15 protein-coding genes are annotated in these 19,079 nt (G+C 33.1%); 12 read left to right on the forward strand and 3 right to left on the reverse strand.

Annotated features, from left to right (window positions below; genetic code table 11):
* Positions 1-209 precede the first annotated feature (209 nt).
* Positions 210-6,416 (forward strand): T9SS type A sorting domain-containing protein, encoded by a 6,207-nt coding sequence (locus tag J2W95_RS08255; RefSeq protein WP_310005834.1) that lies wholly within the window; start codon positions 210-212, stop codon positions 6,414-6,416.
* 77 nt (positions 6,417-6,493) lie between these two features.
* Here the strand turns inward: J2W95_RS08255 and J2W95_RS08260 are convergent, their stop codons facing one another.
* Positions 6,494-7,351: an MBL fold metallo-hydrolase gene (locus tag J2W95_RS08260; protein WP_310005837.1), complete on the reverse strand. Its 858-nt coding sequence runs from the start codon at positions 7,349-7,351 to the stop codon at positions 6,494-6,496.
* Between the two features lie 354 nt (positions 7,352-7,705).
* On the opposite strand from J2W95_RS08260, the gene J2W95_RS08265 reads away from it, so the two are divergent.
* From J2W95_RS08265 to sufD, 5 genes are read left to right on the forward strand one after another with little or no spacing between them, the layout of a single operon-like run.
* On the forward strand, positions 7,706-8,035 hold the full coding sequence (locus tag J2W95_RS08265; protein WP_310005839.1) for a HesB/IscA family protein: 330 nt from the start codon (positions 7,706-7,708) through the stop codon (positions 8,033-8,035).
* A gap of 42 nt (positions 8,036-8,077) precedes the next feature.
* Complete coding sequence (gene sufB / locus J2W95_RS08270) at positions 8,078-9,526, forward strand: Fe-S cluster assembly protein SufB (protein WP_310005841.1); 1,449 nt, start codon at positions 8,078-8,080, stop codon at positions 9,524-9,526.
* Between the two features lie 7 nt (positions 9,527-9,533).
* Entirely contained in the window at positions 9,534-10,022 is a 489-nt protein-coding gene (locus J2W95_RS08275) for a flavodoxin family protein (protein WP_310005843.1), read from the forward strand.
* 37 nt (positions 10,023-10,059) lie between these two features.
* Positions 10,060-10,806 (forward strand): Fe-S cluster assembly ATPase SufC, encoded by a 747-nt coding sequence (sufC, locus tag J2W95_RS08280; RefSeq protein WP_310005845.1) that lies wholly within the window; start codon positions 10,060-10,062, stop codon positions 10,804-10,806.
* Between the two features lies 1 nt (position 10,807).
* Positions 10,808-12,124, forward strand: a complete 1,317-nt coding sequence (gene sufD, locus J2W95_RS08285; protein ID WP_310005847.1) for a Fe-S cluster assembly protein SufD — start codon at positions 10,808-10,810, stop codon at positions 12,122-12,124.
* Positions 12,125-12,212: 88 nt separating this feature from the next.
* On the opposite strand, the gene J2W95_RS08290 is transcribed toward sufD, so the two are convergent.
* Positions 12,213-13,562: a serine hydrolase domain-containing protein gene (locus J2W95_RS08290; protein ID WP_310005848.1), complete on the reverse strand. Its 1,350-nt coding sequence runs from the start codon at positions 13,560-13,562 to the stop codon at positions 12,213-12,215.
* A gap of 180 nt (positions 13,563-13,742) precedes the next feature.
* Between J2W95_RS08290 and J2W95_RS08295 the strand changes: the two genes are divergently transcribed.
* The 6 genes from J2W95_RS08295 to J2W95_RS08320 all read left to right on the forward strand — a co-directional run bounded on the left by J2W95_RS08295 (position 13,743) and on the right by J2W95_RS08320 (position 17,749).
* The gene (locus tag J2W95_RS08295; RefSeq protein WP_310005849.1) at positions 13,743-14,957 is read left to right on the forward strand and encodes an aminotransferase class V-fold PLP-dependent enzyme; all 1,215 of its coding nucleotides are present in this window, start codon (positions 13,743-13,745) and stop codon (positions 14,955-14,957) included.
* 10 nt (positions 14,958-14,967) lie between these two features.
* Positions 14,968-15,399, forward strand: a complete 432-nt coding sequence (locus J2W95_RS08300; protein ID WP_310005850.1) for a hypothetical protein — start codon at positions 14,968-14,970, stop codon at positions 15,397-15,399.
* On the forward strand, positions 15,396-15,821 hold the full coding sequence (locus J2W95_RS08305) for a SufE family protein (RefSeq protein WP_310005851.1): 426 nt from the start codon (positions 15,396-15,398) through the stop codon (positions 15,819-15,821). The genes J2W95_RS08300 and J2W95_RS08305 overlap by 4 nt, the downstream gene beginning before the upstream one ends.
* A 4-nt stretch (positions 15,822-15,825) precedes the next feature.
* Positions 15,826-16,149 (forward strand): SUF system Fe-S cluster assembly protein, encoded by a 324-nt coding sequence (locus J2W95_RS08310; RefSeq protein ID WP_310005852.1) that lies wholly within the window; start codon positions 15,826-15,828, stop codon positions 16,147-16,149.
* Positions 16,150-16,235: 86 nt separating this feature from the next.
* Complete coding sequence (locus tag J2W95_RS08315) at positions 16,236-16,745, forward strand: DUF2480 family protein (protein WP_310005853.1); 510 nt, start codon at positions 16,236-16,238, stop codon at positions 16,743-16,745.
* A 74-nt stretch (positions 16,746-16,819) separates the two neighbouring features.
* Positions 16,820-17,749, forward strand: coding sequence for a DUF3078 domain-containing protein (locus tag J2W95_RS08320; RefSeq protein WP_310005854.1), 930 nt, complete (start codon positions 16,820-16,822; stop codon positions 17,747-17,749).
* Positions 17,750-17,793: 44 nt separating this feature from the next.
* On the opposite strand, the gene hflX is transcribed toward J2W95_RS08320, so the two are convergent.
* Positions 17,794-19,038 (reverse strand): GTPase HflX, encoded by a 1,245-nt coding sequence (gene hflX, locus J2W95_RS08325; RefSeq protein ID WP_310005855.1) that lies wholly within the window; start codon positions 19,036-19,038, stop codon positions 17,794-17,796.
* Positions 19,039-19,079 lie beyond the last annotated feature (41 nt).

The raw sequence follows: 19,079 nt of genomic DNA on the forward strand, positions 1-19,079 counted from the left end.
TGAAAATAAAACTATTTGCTTTTTGTTACTTTTAGGTATTTTAAACTCTAAGAAAACAAAAAAAAACTCTAAAAAAACCAATTAAAACACTACAGACTTTGAGATTATGCAAGTTGTTTTAACGGTAAATAACTAAGAGCAATAATGTTAATTGTTTTGTTGTATGATACTAAAAACTATACCTATTAACCATCCCAAATCGTTATTACATGAAAAAAACTTTACTATTATTTCTAATACTTTCAGGATTTCAAATAAACGCGAATTGCTTAAAAACTGTTGTTTCCGGATATAATCACACTGTTGGATCAAAAACAGATGGGCGTTTATGGGCTTGGAATGGAAATTCGGTAGGTCAATTAGGTGACGGAATAAATACCAACAAGAATGTTTTAACATTTTTAGATAGTCCAGAAGAACTAAGTGCAACGACATCCCAAGTCAATGTAAGATGTGCTGGTAGTGCAGATGGCTCTGCCACGGTAACTCCGTCGGGAGGTACTGCTCCTTATTCCTATCTTTGGTCTAATGGTAAAACAACAGCTACCATTACGGGATTGACCGCAGGGAATTATTCCTGTACGGTAACAGATGCTGCTTCGTTATCAATCACCAAAAGTGTTACCATTACACAGTCCACAGCTCTTTTATGTACGGTAATCGTCACTAATACAAACTGTAATAACAATAGCCAAGGGAGTATAACTCTAACCGCAACTGGAGGAACGCCTCCATACCTATATTCTCTTTCCGCTAATCCATACCAAAGTTCAAATGTATTTACTGACTTATCCGAGGGAGTTTATATGGTAAAAGCAATAGATGCTAACGGTTGTTTGGTTTTATATTCAGTTGTTATCGCTCCAAATCAAACACCTCCTCCAGCTGCAACTGCACAGATTTTCAATAGTGATGCTACGGTTGCCAATTTACAAGCTACCGGATCAGATATTAAATGGTACAATGACATTACCGAAGGAATTGCTTTAGATTTATCGGTTACACTGCAAACAGCTAAATATTATGTTTCACAAACAATCGACGGATGTGAAAGCACAAGAACAGCAGTTGATGTAACAATTAATAATCTTTATACGTTAATACCAGATATTAATTTTGAAAACAAATTAATTGCTCTCGACATTGATTCTGGTAACGTGGATGGGAAAGTGTTGACTAGCAGTATTAACACATTGACCTCACTGGATGTTTCGTCAAGTTCAATTAGTGATTTGACAGGAATTCAGGATTTTGTGGCTTTGACTAATTTGGATTGTTCACGAAATCAATTAACTACTCTCAATATTTCTAAAAATGTAGCTTTAAATTATTTACATTGTCATTTCAATCAATTAACATCTCTTGACATTTCTAAAAATGTGCTTTTGAATGAATTTTATTGTTCCTACAATCTATTAACTTCTTTGGATGTTTCTAACAATTTGGGTTTGAATTCTTTTAACTGTGCCTCCAATAAATTAACATCTCTAGATGTTTCTAAAAATGTGGCTTTGACCTATTTTTTATGTGACTCCAATCAATTAACTACTATCAATGTTTCTAAAAATATAGCTTTGACTGAATTTGTTTGTGGGCAAAATCAATTATCCACTCTAGATGTTTCTAATAATTTAACTTTGGTTAATTTAGGCTGTAATGACAATCTATTAACCGCTCTGGATGTTTCTAAAAACCTAGTTTTAAAATCTTTGCATTGTTCTACCAATAAATTAACCACTATCGATGTTTCTAAAAATATAGCTTTGGATACTTTTAGTTGTCGCGAAAATCAATTAACTACTTTAGATGTTTCACAAAATGTAGAATTAACTTTTTTACATAGTGCCAATAATCAATTAACTAATCTGGATGTTTCAAAAAATGTGGCTTTAACTTATTTAAATTGTTCTTCAAACGACCTTTTGAGTTTGAATGTAAAAAATACAAAAAACACTTTATTAGTAAATGACCATATAATCCTTTCAGGAAATCCAAACTTAACTTGCATACAAGTTGATGATGCGATTTATTCTAATGCGAATTGGGCTAATATAAAAGACGTCACAGCAAATTACTCTACAGACTGTACTCCTTACACACTTATACCCGATGTCAATTTTGAAAATGTACTTATAGAGAAAGGGATCGATTCAGGAATGCCGGACGGAAAAGTGCTGACATCAAATATAGCATCAATTACTACCTTAGATGTTACTAATAAATCTATAGTTGATTTAACTGGTATTCAGGACTTTACTGCAATGACAGCATTATATTGTACCTCAAATCAATTAACTAGTCTGGATTTATCAAAGAATATTAATTTAACATACTTAAATTGTGGCTCAAATCAATTAACATCCTTAAATGTTTTAAATAATAATCAATTAACAGACTTGTTTTGTTATGGCAATCAATTAACGAATCTAAATGTTTCTAATAATTTAAATTTAATAAACTTATACTGTTACTCAAATCTATTGACCAGTCTAGATATTTCAAATAATGTGAATTTAACTAGTTTGATGTGTAACAACAATTTTATTACAAGTTTAAATTTAAAAAATGGGAATAATTTAGCATTAATAACATCAAATTTAAATTTCACTACTAATCCCAACTTAAGTTGTATACAGGTGGATGATGAAAATTATTCCAATCTAAATTGGAATAGCGTTAAAGATGCAATAGCAGATTTTAGCACTAATTGTGATACCTACACTTTTATTCCAGATATAAATTTTGAAAATGCCTTAATTGACAATGGGTCTGATTCAGGAACTCCTGACGGGAAAGTTCCAACATCAAATATAGCCACTATTAAAACATTAGACATAAGTTCGAAATCAATTGTTGATTTAACAGGTATAGAAGACTTTAAAGGGTTAGAAAACTTGTTTTGCTATTCAAATCAGTTAACAACTCTTGATCTTTCAAAAAATATTAATTTAATACTTTTGAACTGTTCCTCAAATCAATTAACCAGTCTTAATGTTTCCAAAAATGTTAATTTAACTGGTTTATTGTGCAATGTTAATCAATTAAAGACTCTTGATGTTTCAAACAATATAAATTTGAAAGACTTAATTTGTTTCAACAATCGATTAACTGCTCTTGATCTTTCAAAAAATATTAATTTGAATCAACTAAGTTGTGAAACAAATCAGATAAACAATCTTGATGTTACAAACAATATAAATTTAGCGTTTTTGAGCTGTCATGAAAATCTATTAACTAGTCTTGATGTTTCTAAAAATGTGAGCTTAACAGATTTTATACTTAATGTAAATCAAGTAACATCACTTGATGTTTCTAACAATGTGAATTTAACTAACTTATCTTGTGGTTCAAATCAATTAACTAGTCTTGATGTTTCTAAAAATGTAAATCTGAAAAATTTAGTTTGCGACTCAAATCAATTAACTAGTCTTGATGTTTCTAATAATGCAAATTTAAAATACTTGTATAGTTACTCTAATCAATTAACCGCTCTCGATTTAAACAATAACATATTATTAGAAACCTTAATTGCATTTTCAAATCAAATTACTTCCTTAGACTTGTCAAAAAACAGCAACCTTAACCTGGTGTATTTAGATAATAACCCTCTCTCGTATTTAAATATTCAAAATGGGAACAATAAAAATTTTATTTTGCCATCGGTCACGAATAAAAAAAATGCCACTGCTTTTTACACAAGTTTTTTGACATCCGGTACTCTCAGTTGCATACAAGTTGATGATCCGATTTATTCTAATGCGAATTGGAGCTCAATTAAAAACAATACTGTAAATTTTAATACAGACTGTGCAACTTCAAATCTATATACTTATATACCTGATGTTAATTTTGAGAACAAGTTGATTTCTCTCGGTATCGATTCCGGTGTGGCTGATGGAAAAGTGTTAACTTCAAATGTGGATAAATTGACTGCATTGGATGTTTCCTCAAGTTCAATTTCAGATTTGACAGGAATTCAAGATTTTACTTCTTTAAAAGAATTGATTTGTAATGTTAACAATTTAACAATGCTGGATGTTTCTAAAAATCTGGCACTTACTAGCTTAGAATGCAGTTACAATAAATTATCTGCTCTAGACGTATCTAAGAACTTATCTTTAGAAAGTTTAAGATGTGAAGTCAACTATATAACTTCTTTAGATGTTTCAAATAATCTTTCTTTGGGAGCTTTATATTGCTACACAAATCTACTATCTGATTTAGATGTTTCCAAAAACCTTTCACTGGTCACCTTATATTTTGATAATAATAAAATATCCACTATAGATGTTTCTAAAAACACCATATTAGGTGCTCTTTCTTACTCTGGCAATAATGTAACCACTATCGATGTTTCAAAAAACAGCTCACTTGGATTTTTAAACTGTCAATCAAATCAAGTTACAAATTTAGATCTTTCTCATAATTTAATGTTGAACTCTTTATTTTGTAATGACAATCAAATAACTGAATTGGATCTTTCTAAACATATTTACTTCATCTTTTTACTTTGTCAGAATAACAAATTATTAAATCTGAACCTGAAAAATGGAAGCAACGTTCATTTCGATACTCAGCTTTTGAATTTCACAGGAAATCCGGACTTAACCTGTATCCAAGTTGATGATGAAACTTATTCGAATGCTAATTGGGCTGGTGCAAAAGATGTCACAGCAAGTTATTCCACAAACTGTAATCCTTATACACTTATACCCGATTCAAATTTTGAACAAAAACTAATTGATTTAGGAATTGACACTGATGGATTAAATGGAAAAGTTGATAGATCTAGAATCAACACTCTAACTTCTTTAGATGTTTCAGAAAAAGAAATTAAAAGTTTAAAAGGAATTGAGGATTTTGCTGATTTGACTACTTTAAATTGTTCATCAAATCAATTATCAGTCTTAGATATCAGTAAAAATACAGCATTGGAAACGCTACATTGTTCTTATAATCAATTAACAACATTAGATGTAAGTAAAAATACAGGTTTAATGATTCTGAATTGTTTTTCAAATCAATTGACGGCATTAGATATAAAAAATCAGACGATGTTGAGATCTTTGGATTGTTCTTTTAATCAATTAGGTGTATTAGATATAAGTACAAATAAATATTTATATAGTTTAAATTGCTCTTCTAATCAACTAACAACATTAGACGTAAGTATAAATACCGGATTGACGAGCTTGATTTGTACTTCTAATCAATTAACAACATTAGATATTAGTAATCAAAAAGAATTAAACTACCTGGGTTGTTCTTCTAATCAGTTAACGGCATTAGATATAACTAAAAACACGGCATTATGGTCATTGTCCTGTGATTCAAATCAATTAACCGCATTGGATATAAGAGCAAACACAGAATTAGAAGCTTTGTATTGCTCTTCAAATCAATTAACTGCATTGGATATAAGTAACCAAACGAAATTAATCTATTTGGATTGCTCTTCTAATCAAATAACCGCACTAGATGTCAGTAATCATAAGGATTTATGGAATTTTTCCTGTAATTCAAATCAGTTAACCTATTTGAATTTAAAGAATGGTTATAATTCACATTTTAATACTATATCATTTATAGACAATCCAAAACTTACCTGCATTCAGGTAGATAATGCTATTTATTCAAATACGAATTGGGCTGATAAGAAAGATGCTACTGCAAATTACAATGTAGATTGTCCATTATATGCTTTAATTCCCGATTCTTCTTTTGAACAAAAGCTAATTGATTTAGGAATTGATACAGATGGTTTAAACGGAAAAATTACCCCTGCGGACGTAAACTCAATTACAACCTTGGACCTTTCAAATAGTAATATTACAGATTTAACTGGAATTGAAAATTTTACTGCATTAACCACTTTAAATTGTAGCAACAACCAACTTATTTCTTTAGATCTTTCTAAAAATACTAATCTTCAAATACTATATGTTACAGGTAATCCGCTTGTATATATAAATTTGAAAAATGGAAACAACCAGAACCTTATTGTGGAATCACAAACAGCCAAAAACACGGCTAACACACAAGGGACAAGTTTCTTAGGACTTACTTCTTTGGGTTGTGTAAAAGTAGATAGCGTTGCTTATTCAAATACAAATTGGTCTAAAATTAAAGAATCTACCACAATTTATTCTGAAACTTGTACTTTAGGAATTGAAGATTCTGTTTTTGACAAAGTTGCCATTTACCCAAATCCTGCCAAAGGAGAATTGCATATCGATAACATTGTACTTGAAAAAGCAACCGTTTACGATGCTTTAGGAAAGTTAATCAAGACAACTACGTTTACTTCCGGAGCGAATGACAATACGTTGCATTTGGAGGGGTTTCCAACTGGAGTTTATTATATCTATTTAGAAAGTGAAGGAGCCAATACCGCTAAAAAAATTATAGTTGAATAACATAATTGCTTTAAAATAAAAAAACCATTTTCAATTGAAAATGGTTTTTTTTATTTTAAACATATTGAACTTATTATTTAAAGAATCTCTTCACACCTAAAAACTTCTTTCAATCGCACACCTTTCTCCGTTTGCTCAACTGTTATAATTTGATTGTGAGCATCATGTTCCAAAAGCAAATAATAGCTGTTATCGGCGGCTGCGCTCAAAAATTTAGATTTTTCAGGCATGGTCAATAACGGTCGAGTATCATATCCCATTACATACGGCAGAGGTAAGTGCCCCGCAGTTGGAATTAAATCGGCACAAAAAACAATCGTTTTATCCTGATATTTAATATGTGGAATCATCATTTTTTCGGTATGACCATCAACATAAAAAATTCCGAATCCTAATTCATTTGAAATACCAAAATCGCTTTCGGGTTTCGAAATAAAATTTAACTGCCCGCTTTCCTGCATTGGCAAAATATTCTCAGACAAAAAGGAAGCTTTTTCTCTGTTGTTCGGTTTTGTGGCCCATTCCCAATGATTTGAGTTACTCCAGAATTTTGCGTTTTTAAAAGCAGGTTCGTAACCAGTTTTCTCTTTATTCCATTGCACACTTCCTCCACAATGGTCAAAATGCAAATGCGTCATAAAAACATCCGTAATATCATCGCGGTGAAAACCGTATTTAGCTAACGATTTGTCCATAGAATGAGTGCCCCAAAGCGAGTAATATCCAAAAAACTTATCGGATTGTTTGTTCCCCATTCCAGTGTCAATCAAAATCAATCGGTTTCCATCTTCAATCAACAAACACCTAGCGGCAATATCTATCAGATTATTTTCGTCGGCTGGATTAGTTTTGTTCCAAATGGTTTTGGGCACTACACCAAACATAGCTCCGCCATCGAGTTTAAAATTGCCTGTTTCTATTGGATAAAGTTTCATATGTTGATATTTATTGTTTTATTATAAGTCATATGTAATTCGCATATCATCATTGGTATTTGCGACCAATCTTAGGACATGTTTATTTCATTAGTATGTCTTAAAGTTTAAAATAACCTGCAATTTAGCAAAATCGGATGGCTTAATTCTAACCATATATAACAAATTTCTATTTTGACATTAGTTATATAAATGTTATCAACTATGGGAAAAAGCATTTTATATAGTATCTTTGCAGTTAATTTAGACGAAATAAACATAGTACATAAAAGAGCTTTACAGAATTATGTTCTCTTTTTAGAGATTCATTTTAAGCTATTTATGTTCAAAACATAAAACAAATATTACCTAAACATGATACAAGTTTCTGATACTGCCAAAAAGAAAATCATTGATTTGATGAAAGACGATGGTTTTGATGCCGCCGTTGACTACGTGAGAGTCGGCGTAAAAAGCGGTGGATGCTCTGGTTTGTCTTATGATTTAAAATTTGACAAAACCAAAGGCGAAGACGACAAAATATTCATTGACAACGACATCACTATCGCTGTCGAAAAAAAATCATTCCTTTATTTAGCAGGAACAATATTGGAATTTTCTGGAGGATTGAACGGAAAAGGATTCGTTTTTAACAATCCAAATGCCAATAGAACCTGCGGGTGTGGGGAATCATTCTCACTATAGAAATTAACCTTACAAAGGGTTAAAAATAATATTATAATTATTATGTCAAAATACACCGAAGACGATTTAAAAATCGAATTAGAAACCAAAGAATACGAGTACGGATTTTACACCGAATTAGAATCGGAAACATTTCCTATTGGTCTGAATGAAGATATTGTTCGCGCTATTTCTCAAAAGAAAGACGAACCACAATGGATGACCGACTGGCGTATTGAGGCTTTCCGCGCTTGGGAAGAAATGATCGAGCCAGAATGGGCAAACGTAAAATATCAAAAACCGGACTTTCAAGCCATTTCTTATTACTCCGCTCCAAAGAAAGCAGATCCAAACAAAACATTGGACGACGTTGATCCTGAACTTTTAGAAATGTACAAAAAGTTAGGTATCTCTATTGACGAGCAAAAAAAGATGAATAATGTTGCCATGGATATCGTAGTTGATTCGGTTTCGGTAGCTACAACATTCAAAAAAACATTAGGCGAAAAAGGAATTATTTTTATGAGTATTTCCGAAGCCATCAAAGAACATCCTGAATTAGTTCGTAAACATCTAGGAACAGTTGTTCCGCAAAAAGACAACTTTTATGCGGCTTTAAATTCAGCTGTTTTCTCAGACGGATCTTTCTGTTATATCCCTAAAGGCGTTCGTTGCCCAATGGAACTTTCAACATATTTTAGAATTAACCAAGCTGGAACAGGACAGTTCGAAAGAACTTTATTAGTTGCAGATGAAGGAAGCTATGTTTCTTACCTTGAAGGTTGTACAGCGCCAACTCGTGATGAAAATCAATTACATGCTGCAGTTGTGGAATTAATCGCCTTAGATGGTGCTGAAATAAAATATTCTACTGTTCAAAACTGGTACCCTGGAAACAAAGAAGGTAAAGGTGGAGTTTTCAATTTTGTAACCAAAAGAGGATTCTGCGAGAAGAATGCTAAAATCTCTTGGACACAAGTGGAAACAGGTTCTGCGATAACTTGGAAATATCCTTCTGTTATTTTAAAAGGAGACAACTCAATTGGAGAATTTTATTCGATTGCCGTTACCAATAATTACCAACAGGCCGATACTGGAACCAAAATGATTCATTTAGGCAAAAACACCAAATCGACTATTATTTCTAAAGGTATCTCTGCAGGAAAATCACAAAACAGTTATAGAGGTTTGGTTCAAATTGGAGCAAGAGCAGAAAATGCCAGAAACTTTTCACAATGTGATTCGCTGTTAATGGGTAATAATTGTGGAGCACATACTTTCCCTTATATCGAAAGCAAAAATCCAACAGCAAAAGTAGAACACGAAGCAACTACCAGTAAAATTGGTGAAGACCAAGTTTTCTATTGCAACCAACGTGGAATCCCAACCGAAAAAGCAATTGCGCTTATCGTAAATGGTTTCAGCAAAGATGTGTTGAACAAGTTGCCGATGGAGTTTGCTGTAGAAGCACAAAAATTATTGGAAATTTCGCTTGAAGGTTCTGTAGGGTAATATCAAAATGGGAAATAAGAAAGTTATTATAGTAGGATCTTCCAGAAGCAACGGAAATACATCAAAAATTGGTGATAAAATTTCTCTTCAAATAAATGCTGATGTTATTGATTTAAGAGACTATTCTATTTCTTATTATGATTATGAAAGTCAGAATATCACAGATGATTTTTTGCCTTTAATAAAATCGATATTGGAAAAATACGATACTTTAATTTTTGCTACTCCTGTATATTGGTACTCAATGAGCGGTATAATGAAAGTGTTTTTTGACCGATTCTCTGATTTAATTAGAATAGAAAAAGAAACAGGAAGAATGTTAAGGGGCAAAAAAATGTTTGTAATTTCAAATTCGGATGAAGATCAATTAGATTATGATTTTTATTTACCCTTCCGATTATCCGCAGATTATTTAGGCATGACATATTTAGGAGAAAAACATTTTTCCTACCAAACAATAAAAGATCAAGAACATATAAATAGTATTTTGTCATAAGGAGAATTCAAAATTCTTTTAAAATTAAAAAAAACAAATGTTAAGTATAAAAAATTTACACGCTTCAATAGGAGACAAAGAAATATTAAAAGGGATAAACCTTCAAGTAAACGCAGGAGAAGTTCATGCTATAATGGGACCAAACGGTGCTGGTAAAAGTACACTTTCGGCTATTATTGCCGGAAACGAAAATTACGAAGTAACTGATGGTGAAATCTTTTTGGACGGTGAAGACCTTGCAGATCTAGCTCCAGAAGAAAGAGCTCACAAAGGTGTTTTCCTTTCGTTCCAATATCCAGTGGAAATTCCGGGAGTTTCGGTAACGAACTTCATGAGAACGGCTATCAACGAAACACGTAAAGCAAATGGTCAGGAAGAAATGCCAGCCAACGAAATGCTAAAAGTAATTCGTGAAAAATCAGAATTATTGGAAATCGACAGAAAGTTTCTTTCTCGTTCCCTTAACGAAGGTTTCTCTGGTGGTGAGAAAAAAAGAAACGAAATTTTTCAAATGGCAATGCTAGAACCAAAACTAGCTATCCTTGACGAAACCGATTCTGGTCTTGATATTGATGCTTTAAGAATTGTTGCCAATGGTGTAAATAAATTGAAAAGCGATAAAAATGCTGTCATTGTAATTACTCACTACCAAAGATTATTGGATTATATCGTTCCGGATTTTGTTCACGTTCTTCACAACGGAAGAATTGTAAAATCAGGCGGAGCAGAATTAGCACACGAGTTAGAAGAAAAAGGATACGACTGGATTAAAGGAGAAAATTAAGATGGAGCTTAAAGAAAAATTACTATCGTCTTTTATGGCTTTTGAAGAACGCGTCGATGTTCATTCCGAACTTCACGATGTGCGTACTGCAGCCATAAAAAACTTCGAAAATAAAGGATTTCCAACCAAAAAGGAAGAAAGTTGGAAATACACTTCGCTAAATGCGATCTTAAAAAATGACTTTAGCGTTTTTCCAAAAACAGAAAATGCCATCCAATATAGCGATGTAAAAAAATATTTTTTACACGAAATAGACACCTACAAAGTAGTTTTTGTAGACGGTGTTTTTAGTTCACATTTATCTTCAACAACTCATGACGGTATTGATGTTTGCTTAATGTCATCAGCATTGAACAAGCCAAAATACAAAATGATTATTGATACTTACTTCAATCAGATTGCCAGCAAAGATGAAAGTTTGACTTCATTGAATACGGCTTTCGCCAATGAAGGAGCTTATATCAATATTCCAAAAAGCAAAGTTGCAGACAAACCTATCGAGATAATGTATTTCTCTACTGGAAGCGAAACAGCGCTTTTGGTTCAGCCTAGAAACTTGGTTATTGTTGGTGAAAACTCACATGTACAAATTATAGAACGTCATCAAAGCTTGAACGAAAATCCCGTTTTAACCAATTCGGTTACTGAGATTTTTGCTCAAAAAAGAGCCATTGTAGATTATTATAAAATTCAAAATGATAATCTGGAAGCTAATTTGATTGACAACACTTATGTTTCTCAAAAACAAGAAAGTCACGTTTCGGTTCACACTTTCTCTTTTGGAGGAAACTTAACCAGAAACAATTTGAATTTCTACCACTTTGGAGAAAGATTGACTAGTACCTTAAACGGAATCACGATTATTGGTGAGAATCAACACGTCGATCACTATACATTAGTGAACCACGCAACACCAAATTGTGAAAGTTTCCAAGATTATAAAGGAATCTTTAACGACCGATCTACAGGAGTTTTCAACGGGAAAGTATATGTAGAAAGAGAAGCTCAAAAAACAAACGCTTTTCAAAAAAGCAACAACATTCTATTGAGCGACAAAGCAACCATTAACGCCAAACCGCAATTGGAAATTTTTGCAGATGATGTAAAATGTTCACACGGTTGTACTATTGGTCAACTAGACGAAACTGCTATGTTCTATATGCAACAACGTGGAATTCCTAAAAAAGAAGCCAAAGCATTATTGATGTACGCTTTCTCGAATGCCGTAATCGAAAACATCAAAATACCGGAACTGAAACAACGAATCACCACTATTATCGCTAATAAATTGGGCGTGAAAATTGGATTTGATTTATAATTTTTAACCGAAGGGTTCACTAAAATTTACGCAAAAAGCGCAAAGTATTGTATTATACTTTGCGCTTTTTCCTTTGTGTCCTTTGTGGCTAATTTTTTTTCACACTCCCTACAATTCCACTCAACAGCCCATTAAAATCAAATTGAGGTTCTTCTGTCAAACCCATTCTTACAATTACCAAATCCATCGACGGAATGATAGCTACCATTTGCCCTTGGAAACCGCTACAATAATACATATCTCTTGGAGCATCCGGGAAATATCCACCAGCATTGAGGTAAAATTGTGCTCCATATCTTCCGTTTGAAGTATTTGTGGGAGTCGAAACATACTTTGCCCAACTTTCGTCAAATAATTGTTCTCCGTTCCAATTTCCTTTATGTAAATACAACAAGCCCAATTTTGACCAATCGCGAGTAGTTGCCCAACCATAAGACGATCCAACATAATTCCCCGCCATATCTGTTTCTACAAGCATTGAATGCATTCCAATTTTATCAATCAATGCCGAATACCAAAAATCCAAGTATTCTTGATGTGTCTTGAACTGCTTCCGCAAAATTCCCGAAAGCAAATTGGTTGTTCCAGAAGAATAATTCCAATGTGTGTTTGGTTTGTAAACTGCTGGTTTTGTCAATTGTGATTGTGTCATGTCTTCGGTTTGAAAAAGCATCTTTGTCGCATCACAGATTCTGTCATAATACTCATCCCATTCCAAACCTGAATTCATATGCAATAAATCGTTGGTCGTAATGTATTTTCGATTGTCATTTTGCCATTCGGCAATAGGAGCAGGTTTGTAGATGTCAAATCTTCTTTGTTTTTCAAGTATTCCAAAAAGTGTACCCGTAATGCTCTTGGTCATGGACCAACCTAGAATTACACTGCTTTTTGTAAAACCATCAGCATATTTCTCGGCAATGATTTTATCTTTATAAATAACCAAAACCGAGCGCGTTCTTTTATCATTATATCCTTTGGCATCAAACGCATTGGCAACAACCTTATTCAATTTGGTATAATTCACATTTTCAAAAACCGTGTCTTTAGGTTCTACTTCTCCATAAGGAAAAGGAAATTTATTGTTTGATTTAGTTCTTTTGGGAATTTCATACGGTTTAGTAACATCAAAATCATCATCGATTAATGTCGCTCCCAAACCTTCCCTGTAAATTGCTTTTCGCTTTTTTAAACCTAAAACAGTCGCTGTTGCAAATTTCCCTGATTCACTGATTTCATTGGTCGCCCAACCTATCACATCAAAATCATTGTCGCCGTTTTCAATAACATCCAATGAACGATTGTCAATGAAATGTCCTGAAGCAACGCTTTTAGCCGAAAATCCAGATATCAATTCTAGCTTGGGATAATTGGTAAAACCAAAATAAACCAAAAACAGAAAAAAGATAAGAATACCTATTTTAAAATACTTTTTCATAATGAAAGATAATTACAGCAAATTAGTGAAAAAAGTAATACTAACTTCAATTAAATCCCATTTGGCTTTAATTGCAATGCTCTTCACTTACGTACTATTTTTACAATTATTAACTATTGTTTCTTAGAAAACTAAATCAATTGTATTACTTTTGTATTTAGAAAAATTCTAAATAAAGCAATGTTAGATATTCAGAAAATAAGAGCCGACTTTCCTATTCTTTCACAAAAAGTAAACGGAAAGCCTTTAGTATATTTCGATAACGGAGCCACTTCACAAAAACCGCAAGTGGTAATTAATGCAATTGAAAAGTATTATCAAGAAATAAATGCCAATATTCATAGAGGAGTTCATACATTGAGCCAGTTGGCAACAGATGCCTATGAAGTTTCCCGTGCAAAAATCCAGAATCATATCAATGCTAAATTCCTTCACGAAGTACTTTTTACTTCGGGGACTACTTTTGGCATCAACTTAGTGGCCAATGGATTTGCTTCCATTCTAAAACCTGGAGATGAAGTGTTAGTTTCAGCATTGGAACACCACAGTAATATTGTGCCTTGGCAAATGTTGTGTGAAAAAACAGGAGCCACACTCAAAGTCATTCCGATGAATGAAAATGGGGAATTGATAATGAGCGAATATGATAAGTTACTTTCGTCAAAAACCAAAATTGTAACGGTAAACCATATTTCAAATGCCCTAGGAACTATCAATCCAATCAAATATATGATTGACAAAGCGCATGAAGTTGGTGCAGCTATTTTGATTGATGGTGCACAGGCAGTACCACATTTAAAACCAGATGTTCAGGCTTTGGATTGTGATTTCTATGTTTTTTCGGGACATAAAATGTGTGGACCAACAGGAACTGGTGTTTTATACGGAAAAGAAGCTTGGTTGAATAAATTACCTCCTTATCAAGGTGGTGGAGAAATGATCAAAGAGGTTACTTTTGAAAAAACAACCTATGCCGATTTACCACATAAATTTGAAGCTGGAACACCAAATATCGCCGGCGGAATTGTTTTAGGAGCAGCGATTGATTATATGAATGAAATTGGTTTTGAAAATATTCAGAAGCAAGAACTGGAATTATTGGATCACGCCACAAAACGATTATTAGAAATTGATGGTTTGAGAATTTTTGGAACTTCTGAAACAAAAACTTCTGTAGTATCCTTTAATATAGAAGGTATTCATCCATATGACATTGGAACTATCATTGACAAGTTAGGAATCGCGGTAAGAACGGGTCACCATTGCGCCCAACCGATTATGAATTTTTTTGGTATTCCGGGAACGATTAGAGCTTCATTTTCTTTTTACAATACTAAAGAAGAAATTGACTCATTGGTCGAAGCAGTAAAAAAAGCACAAATGATGTTATCTTAAAATCAACAGTATGAAAATTATAACACTCTTGTTTTTGACTCTTATACTTGGGAAAAATTGCCAAAGCCAAAACAATATGGATTTGAATGCAGCAAAAATAGAATATACCGCCAATTCAAGAGGATTGTATAATAACACCGTTATAGAAAATAAAACAGTGTCCGTAACGAAAACAAGAGATGGAAAACCTGTTTCAAACTCCCTCACGGATGCCGAATTGAATGCTTTGATAAATGAATTTCAAAAAGTAAATCTGGAGGAAATTCCGAGTTTGAAAGCACCTACCGAAAAGCGTTTCCACGATGGTGCGGCAATGGCGGATTTGAAAATAACATATAAAGGAAAAACATACGAAAGCCAAACTTTCGATAATGGATATCCACCAGAAAAAATAAAGAACTTAGTAAACACAATACTATCCTTTTCAAAAAAAGTAGAATGACAATAAAAGAAATACAAAACGAAATCATAGATGAATTCTCCATGTTTGATGACTGGATGCAACGTTATGAATACATTATTGATTTAGGCAAAAATCTTCCTTTAATTAAAGAGGAATTCAAAACTGACAATAACTTAATCAAAGGATGTCAATCCAAAGTGTGGTTACAAGGAGAACAAAACGATGATAAAATCATCTTTACAGCCGATAGTGATGCTATTTTAACCAAAGGAATTATCGCTATTTTAATCCGTGCTTTTTCGAACCAAAAGGCAATTGACATATTAAATGCTGATACGGATTTTATTGACGAAATAGGTTTGAAAGAACATCTTTCGCCAACAAGGGCTAATGGCTTGGTTTCCATGATAAAAAATATTAAAATGTATGCTTTGGCATTTGATGCCCAGAGAAAAAACTAAAATTATGACAGAAGAAATAAACACCGCAGAATTAGGAGAAGCAATCGTAAAAAAACTAAAAACAATTTACGATCCAGAAATTCCTGTAGATATTTACGAATTGGGATTGATTTATGACGTAATGGTCAACACCGATTATGAAGTAAAAATATTAATGACCCTTACGTCCCCAAACTGTCCTGTAGCTGAGAGTTTACCAAGAGAAGTAGAGGAAAAAGTAAAATCAATCGAACATATAAAAGACGCTGAAGTAGAAATCACTTTTGACCCACCATGGAGCAAAGATTTGATGAGCGAAGAAGCAAAATTAGAATTGGGAATGCTTTAATAAAAAGTAGACAGTCATCAGTATTTTAGTGTTCAATTAGAAGCTGACCACTAAAATACTGAGGATTGACCACTAAATATTTAATTATGGAAGAAATAATCAATAAAGTTGCAAATAGCGTCCTGGAAGTTTTCGATCTTGAAGACTATTATCCAACAGGAGTTCGTGTACAAATCGATATTTCGCAATGGCTTATTGAGGGTTTTTTGTTAAAAGAAAAAGACTTCAGGGAACAGCTCAACAATCAGGATTGGTCACAATACCAAAATCAATATGTGGCAGTTTCGTGCAGTACCGATGCCATTCTTCCCAAGTGGGCGATAGTCTTGCTCACGATGCATTTGGCTCCTTATGCCAAGAAAATTATAAATGGTTCTCTGGAAGATTTAGACTCGGTCATGTACGGAGAATTGCTTCCAAAAATAGATTACAGCGTTTATAAAGACAAACCTGTTATCATAAAAGGCTGTTCGAGAAAACCTGTTCCCATGCAGGCCTATGTTTTGGCAGCACAATACCTACAGCCTTACGCCAGAAGCATAATGTATGGAGAAGCTTGTTCGGCTGTACCTTTATACAAATCGTCTAAAAAATAATATTTTTTTTAATCAATTGAATTTCAGTCATTTATTCTTTTTATTATATTTGTATTAGAACCAATACAAATACAATGAAAAAAATCATACTATTTGCCTGTCTGTTTCTGATTTCAACTCTTATCCACTCCCAATCTTCTGAAAAAGACGTAATCAAAAAAACTGAAGACGCTGCCAAAACTATAGATGATACGATCCCGAATGGTTGGAAATCAACAGGGAAAGTTACATTTCTTTTTAACCAAGCCAACTTTAACAACTGGATTGCTGGAGGCGAAAATAGCTTTTCTGGCAACTTGGGATTGGATTATAAAATCGATTATAAAAAAGATGATTTTTCATGGGAAAATAGAATTCTAGCTTCCTACGGTTTACTGCAAACACAGAATTCTAATTTTGAAAAGAAGACTGATGATCAGATTGAAATAAATTCCATTCTAGCCAAAAAAACAAAAAGCTATTGGTATTATTCGTTTTTAGTAAATTTTAGAACTCAATTTACTAAAGGATATTTGTATACCAAAGATATAAATGGTGCTGAAATAAGAGAAGAATACACCAACTTCATGTCCCCCGGTTATTTGCTTTTTGGCCCCGGAATGTATTGGAAAAAGAATGATAACTTCAAGCTTAATTTTGCTCCGTTGACATCCAAACTGACTTTTGTAGACAGTCGTTTTACTTCAATTCCCGGTTATGTCGATGGTGACTATTTTGGTGTTGATGCCAATAAGAGTATGCTGTACCAATTTGGTTTTAATGCCACTGCTTATTATAAATTCAAAATAATGGAAAACGTGACCGCCGAAAATCTTTTAAATTTATATTCTAATTATTTGAAAGACCCACAAAATATCGACATCAATTACGATTTGATTATTGTGATGAAAATCAACAAAATATTATCTGCGAATCTAAATTTTCAAGCGATTTATGATGACGATGCTTTTGCCGGGTTTCAAACTAAAGAAGTGTTTGGTGTCGGGCTGAATTATAATTTTTAAGAATAACAAAAAGACCTTTTAACAATTGCTAAAAGGTCTTTTTGTTATTCAATATCTTCTTCTTTCTCTTCCTTCTCCACGGCATCTTTATAATCTGGATATAAAAATTTATTGTATGGAAAACGGGTAATGTGAATTTGCCGAACAGCTTCATAAACACGCTCCCTAAAGTCTTCAAAATTTTCTTTTTGGGTCGCCGAAATAAACAAAGCATTTTGTTCTCCTAAACGGTGCATCCATGTCTGTTTCCACTCCTCCAATGTAAAATGTCTTGGCGTTTTTTCAGTTATTAAGTCATCTTCATCAATCGTCAGATGTTTATAGGCATCAATTTTGTTGAAAACCATAATTACAGGTTTATCATGGGCTTTAATATCCAACAACGTTTGGTTTACCGACTCGATATGATCTTCAAATTCAGGATGTGAAATATCAACAACATGCAATAACAAATCGGCTTCACGAACTTCATCCAATGTACTCTTAAACGAATCTACTAATTGAGTTGGCAATTTTCTAATAAACCCAACGGTGTCTGAAAGCAAGAAAGGCAAGTTCTTAATGACTACTTTTCGAACGGTAGTATCTAATGTCGCAAAAAGTTTGTTTTCTACAAATACATCGCTTTTCCCAACAGCATTCATCAAAGTCGATTTACCAACATTGGTATATCCTACCAAAGCTACACGTACCATCGCACCACGATTACTACGTTGTACTCCCATTTGCTTATCGATGGTTTTAATCTTCTCTTTCAACAACGCTATACGATCACGTACAATACGTCTGTCAGTTTCAATCTCAGTCTCTCCAGGTCCACGCATTCCGATACCTCCTTTTTGACGTTCCAAGTGTGTCCACATTCCGGAAAGTCTAGGCAATAAATATTGGCATTGTGCTAGTTCAACTTGAGTTCTAGCATAAGAGGTTTCTGCTCTTTGGGCAAAAATATCAAGAATAAGGTGAGTTCGATCTAATATTTTACAATCTATTATTTTGGAAATATTCTTTTGTTGAGAAGGTGATAATTCATCATCAAATACCAAAGTCGAGATGTCATTTTCTTTTACAAAAAGACAAATCTCTTCTAGTTTTCCTGTTCCAACAAAAGTTTTAGGATTAGGGCGCTCCATTTTTTGCGAAAAACGTTTCACCACTTCACCTCCAGCGGTAAATGTCAAAAACTCCAATTCATCAAGATATTCATTGAGTTTCTCTTCACTTTGGTTTTGCGTAACAATCCCAACAATAGCCGTTTTTTCGAAATTTATTGTTTCTTTTTCTAACATGTCTTTAAATAAGAATGCAAATTTAATGATTTGATGGCTAC

Origin of the sequence: Flavobacterium granuli, assembly GCF_031456055.1 — a bacterium.
In the GTDB taxonomy this organism is placed as follows: Bacteria; Bacteroidota; Bacteroidia; order Flavobacteriales; family Flavobacteriaceae; genus Flavobacterium; species Flavobacterium granuli_A.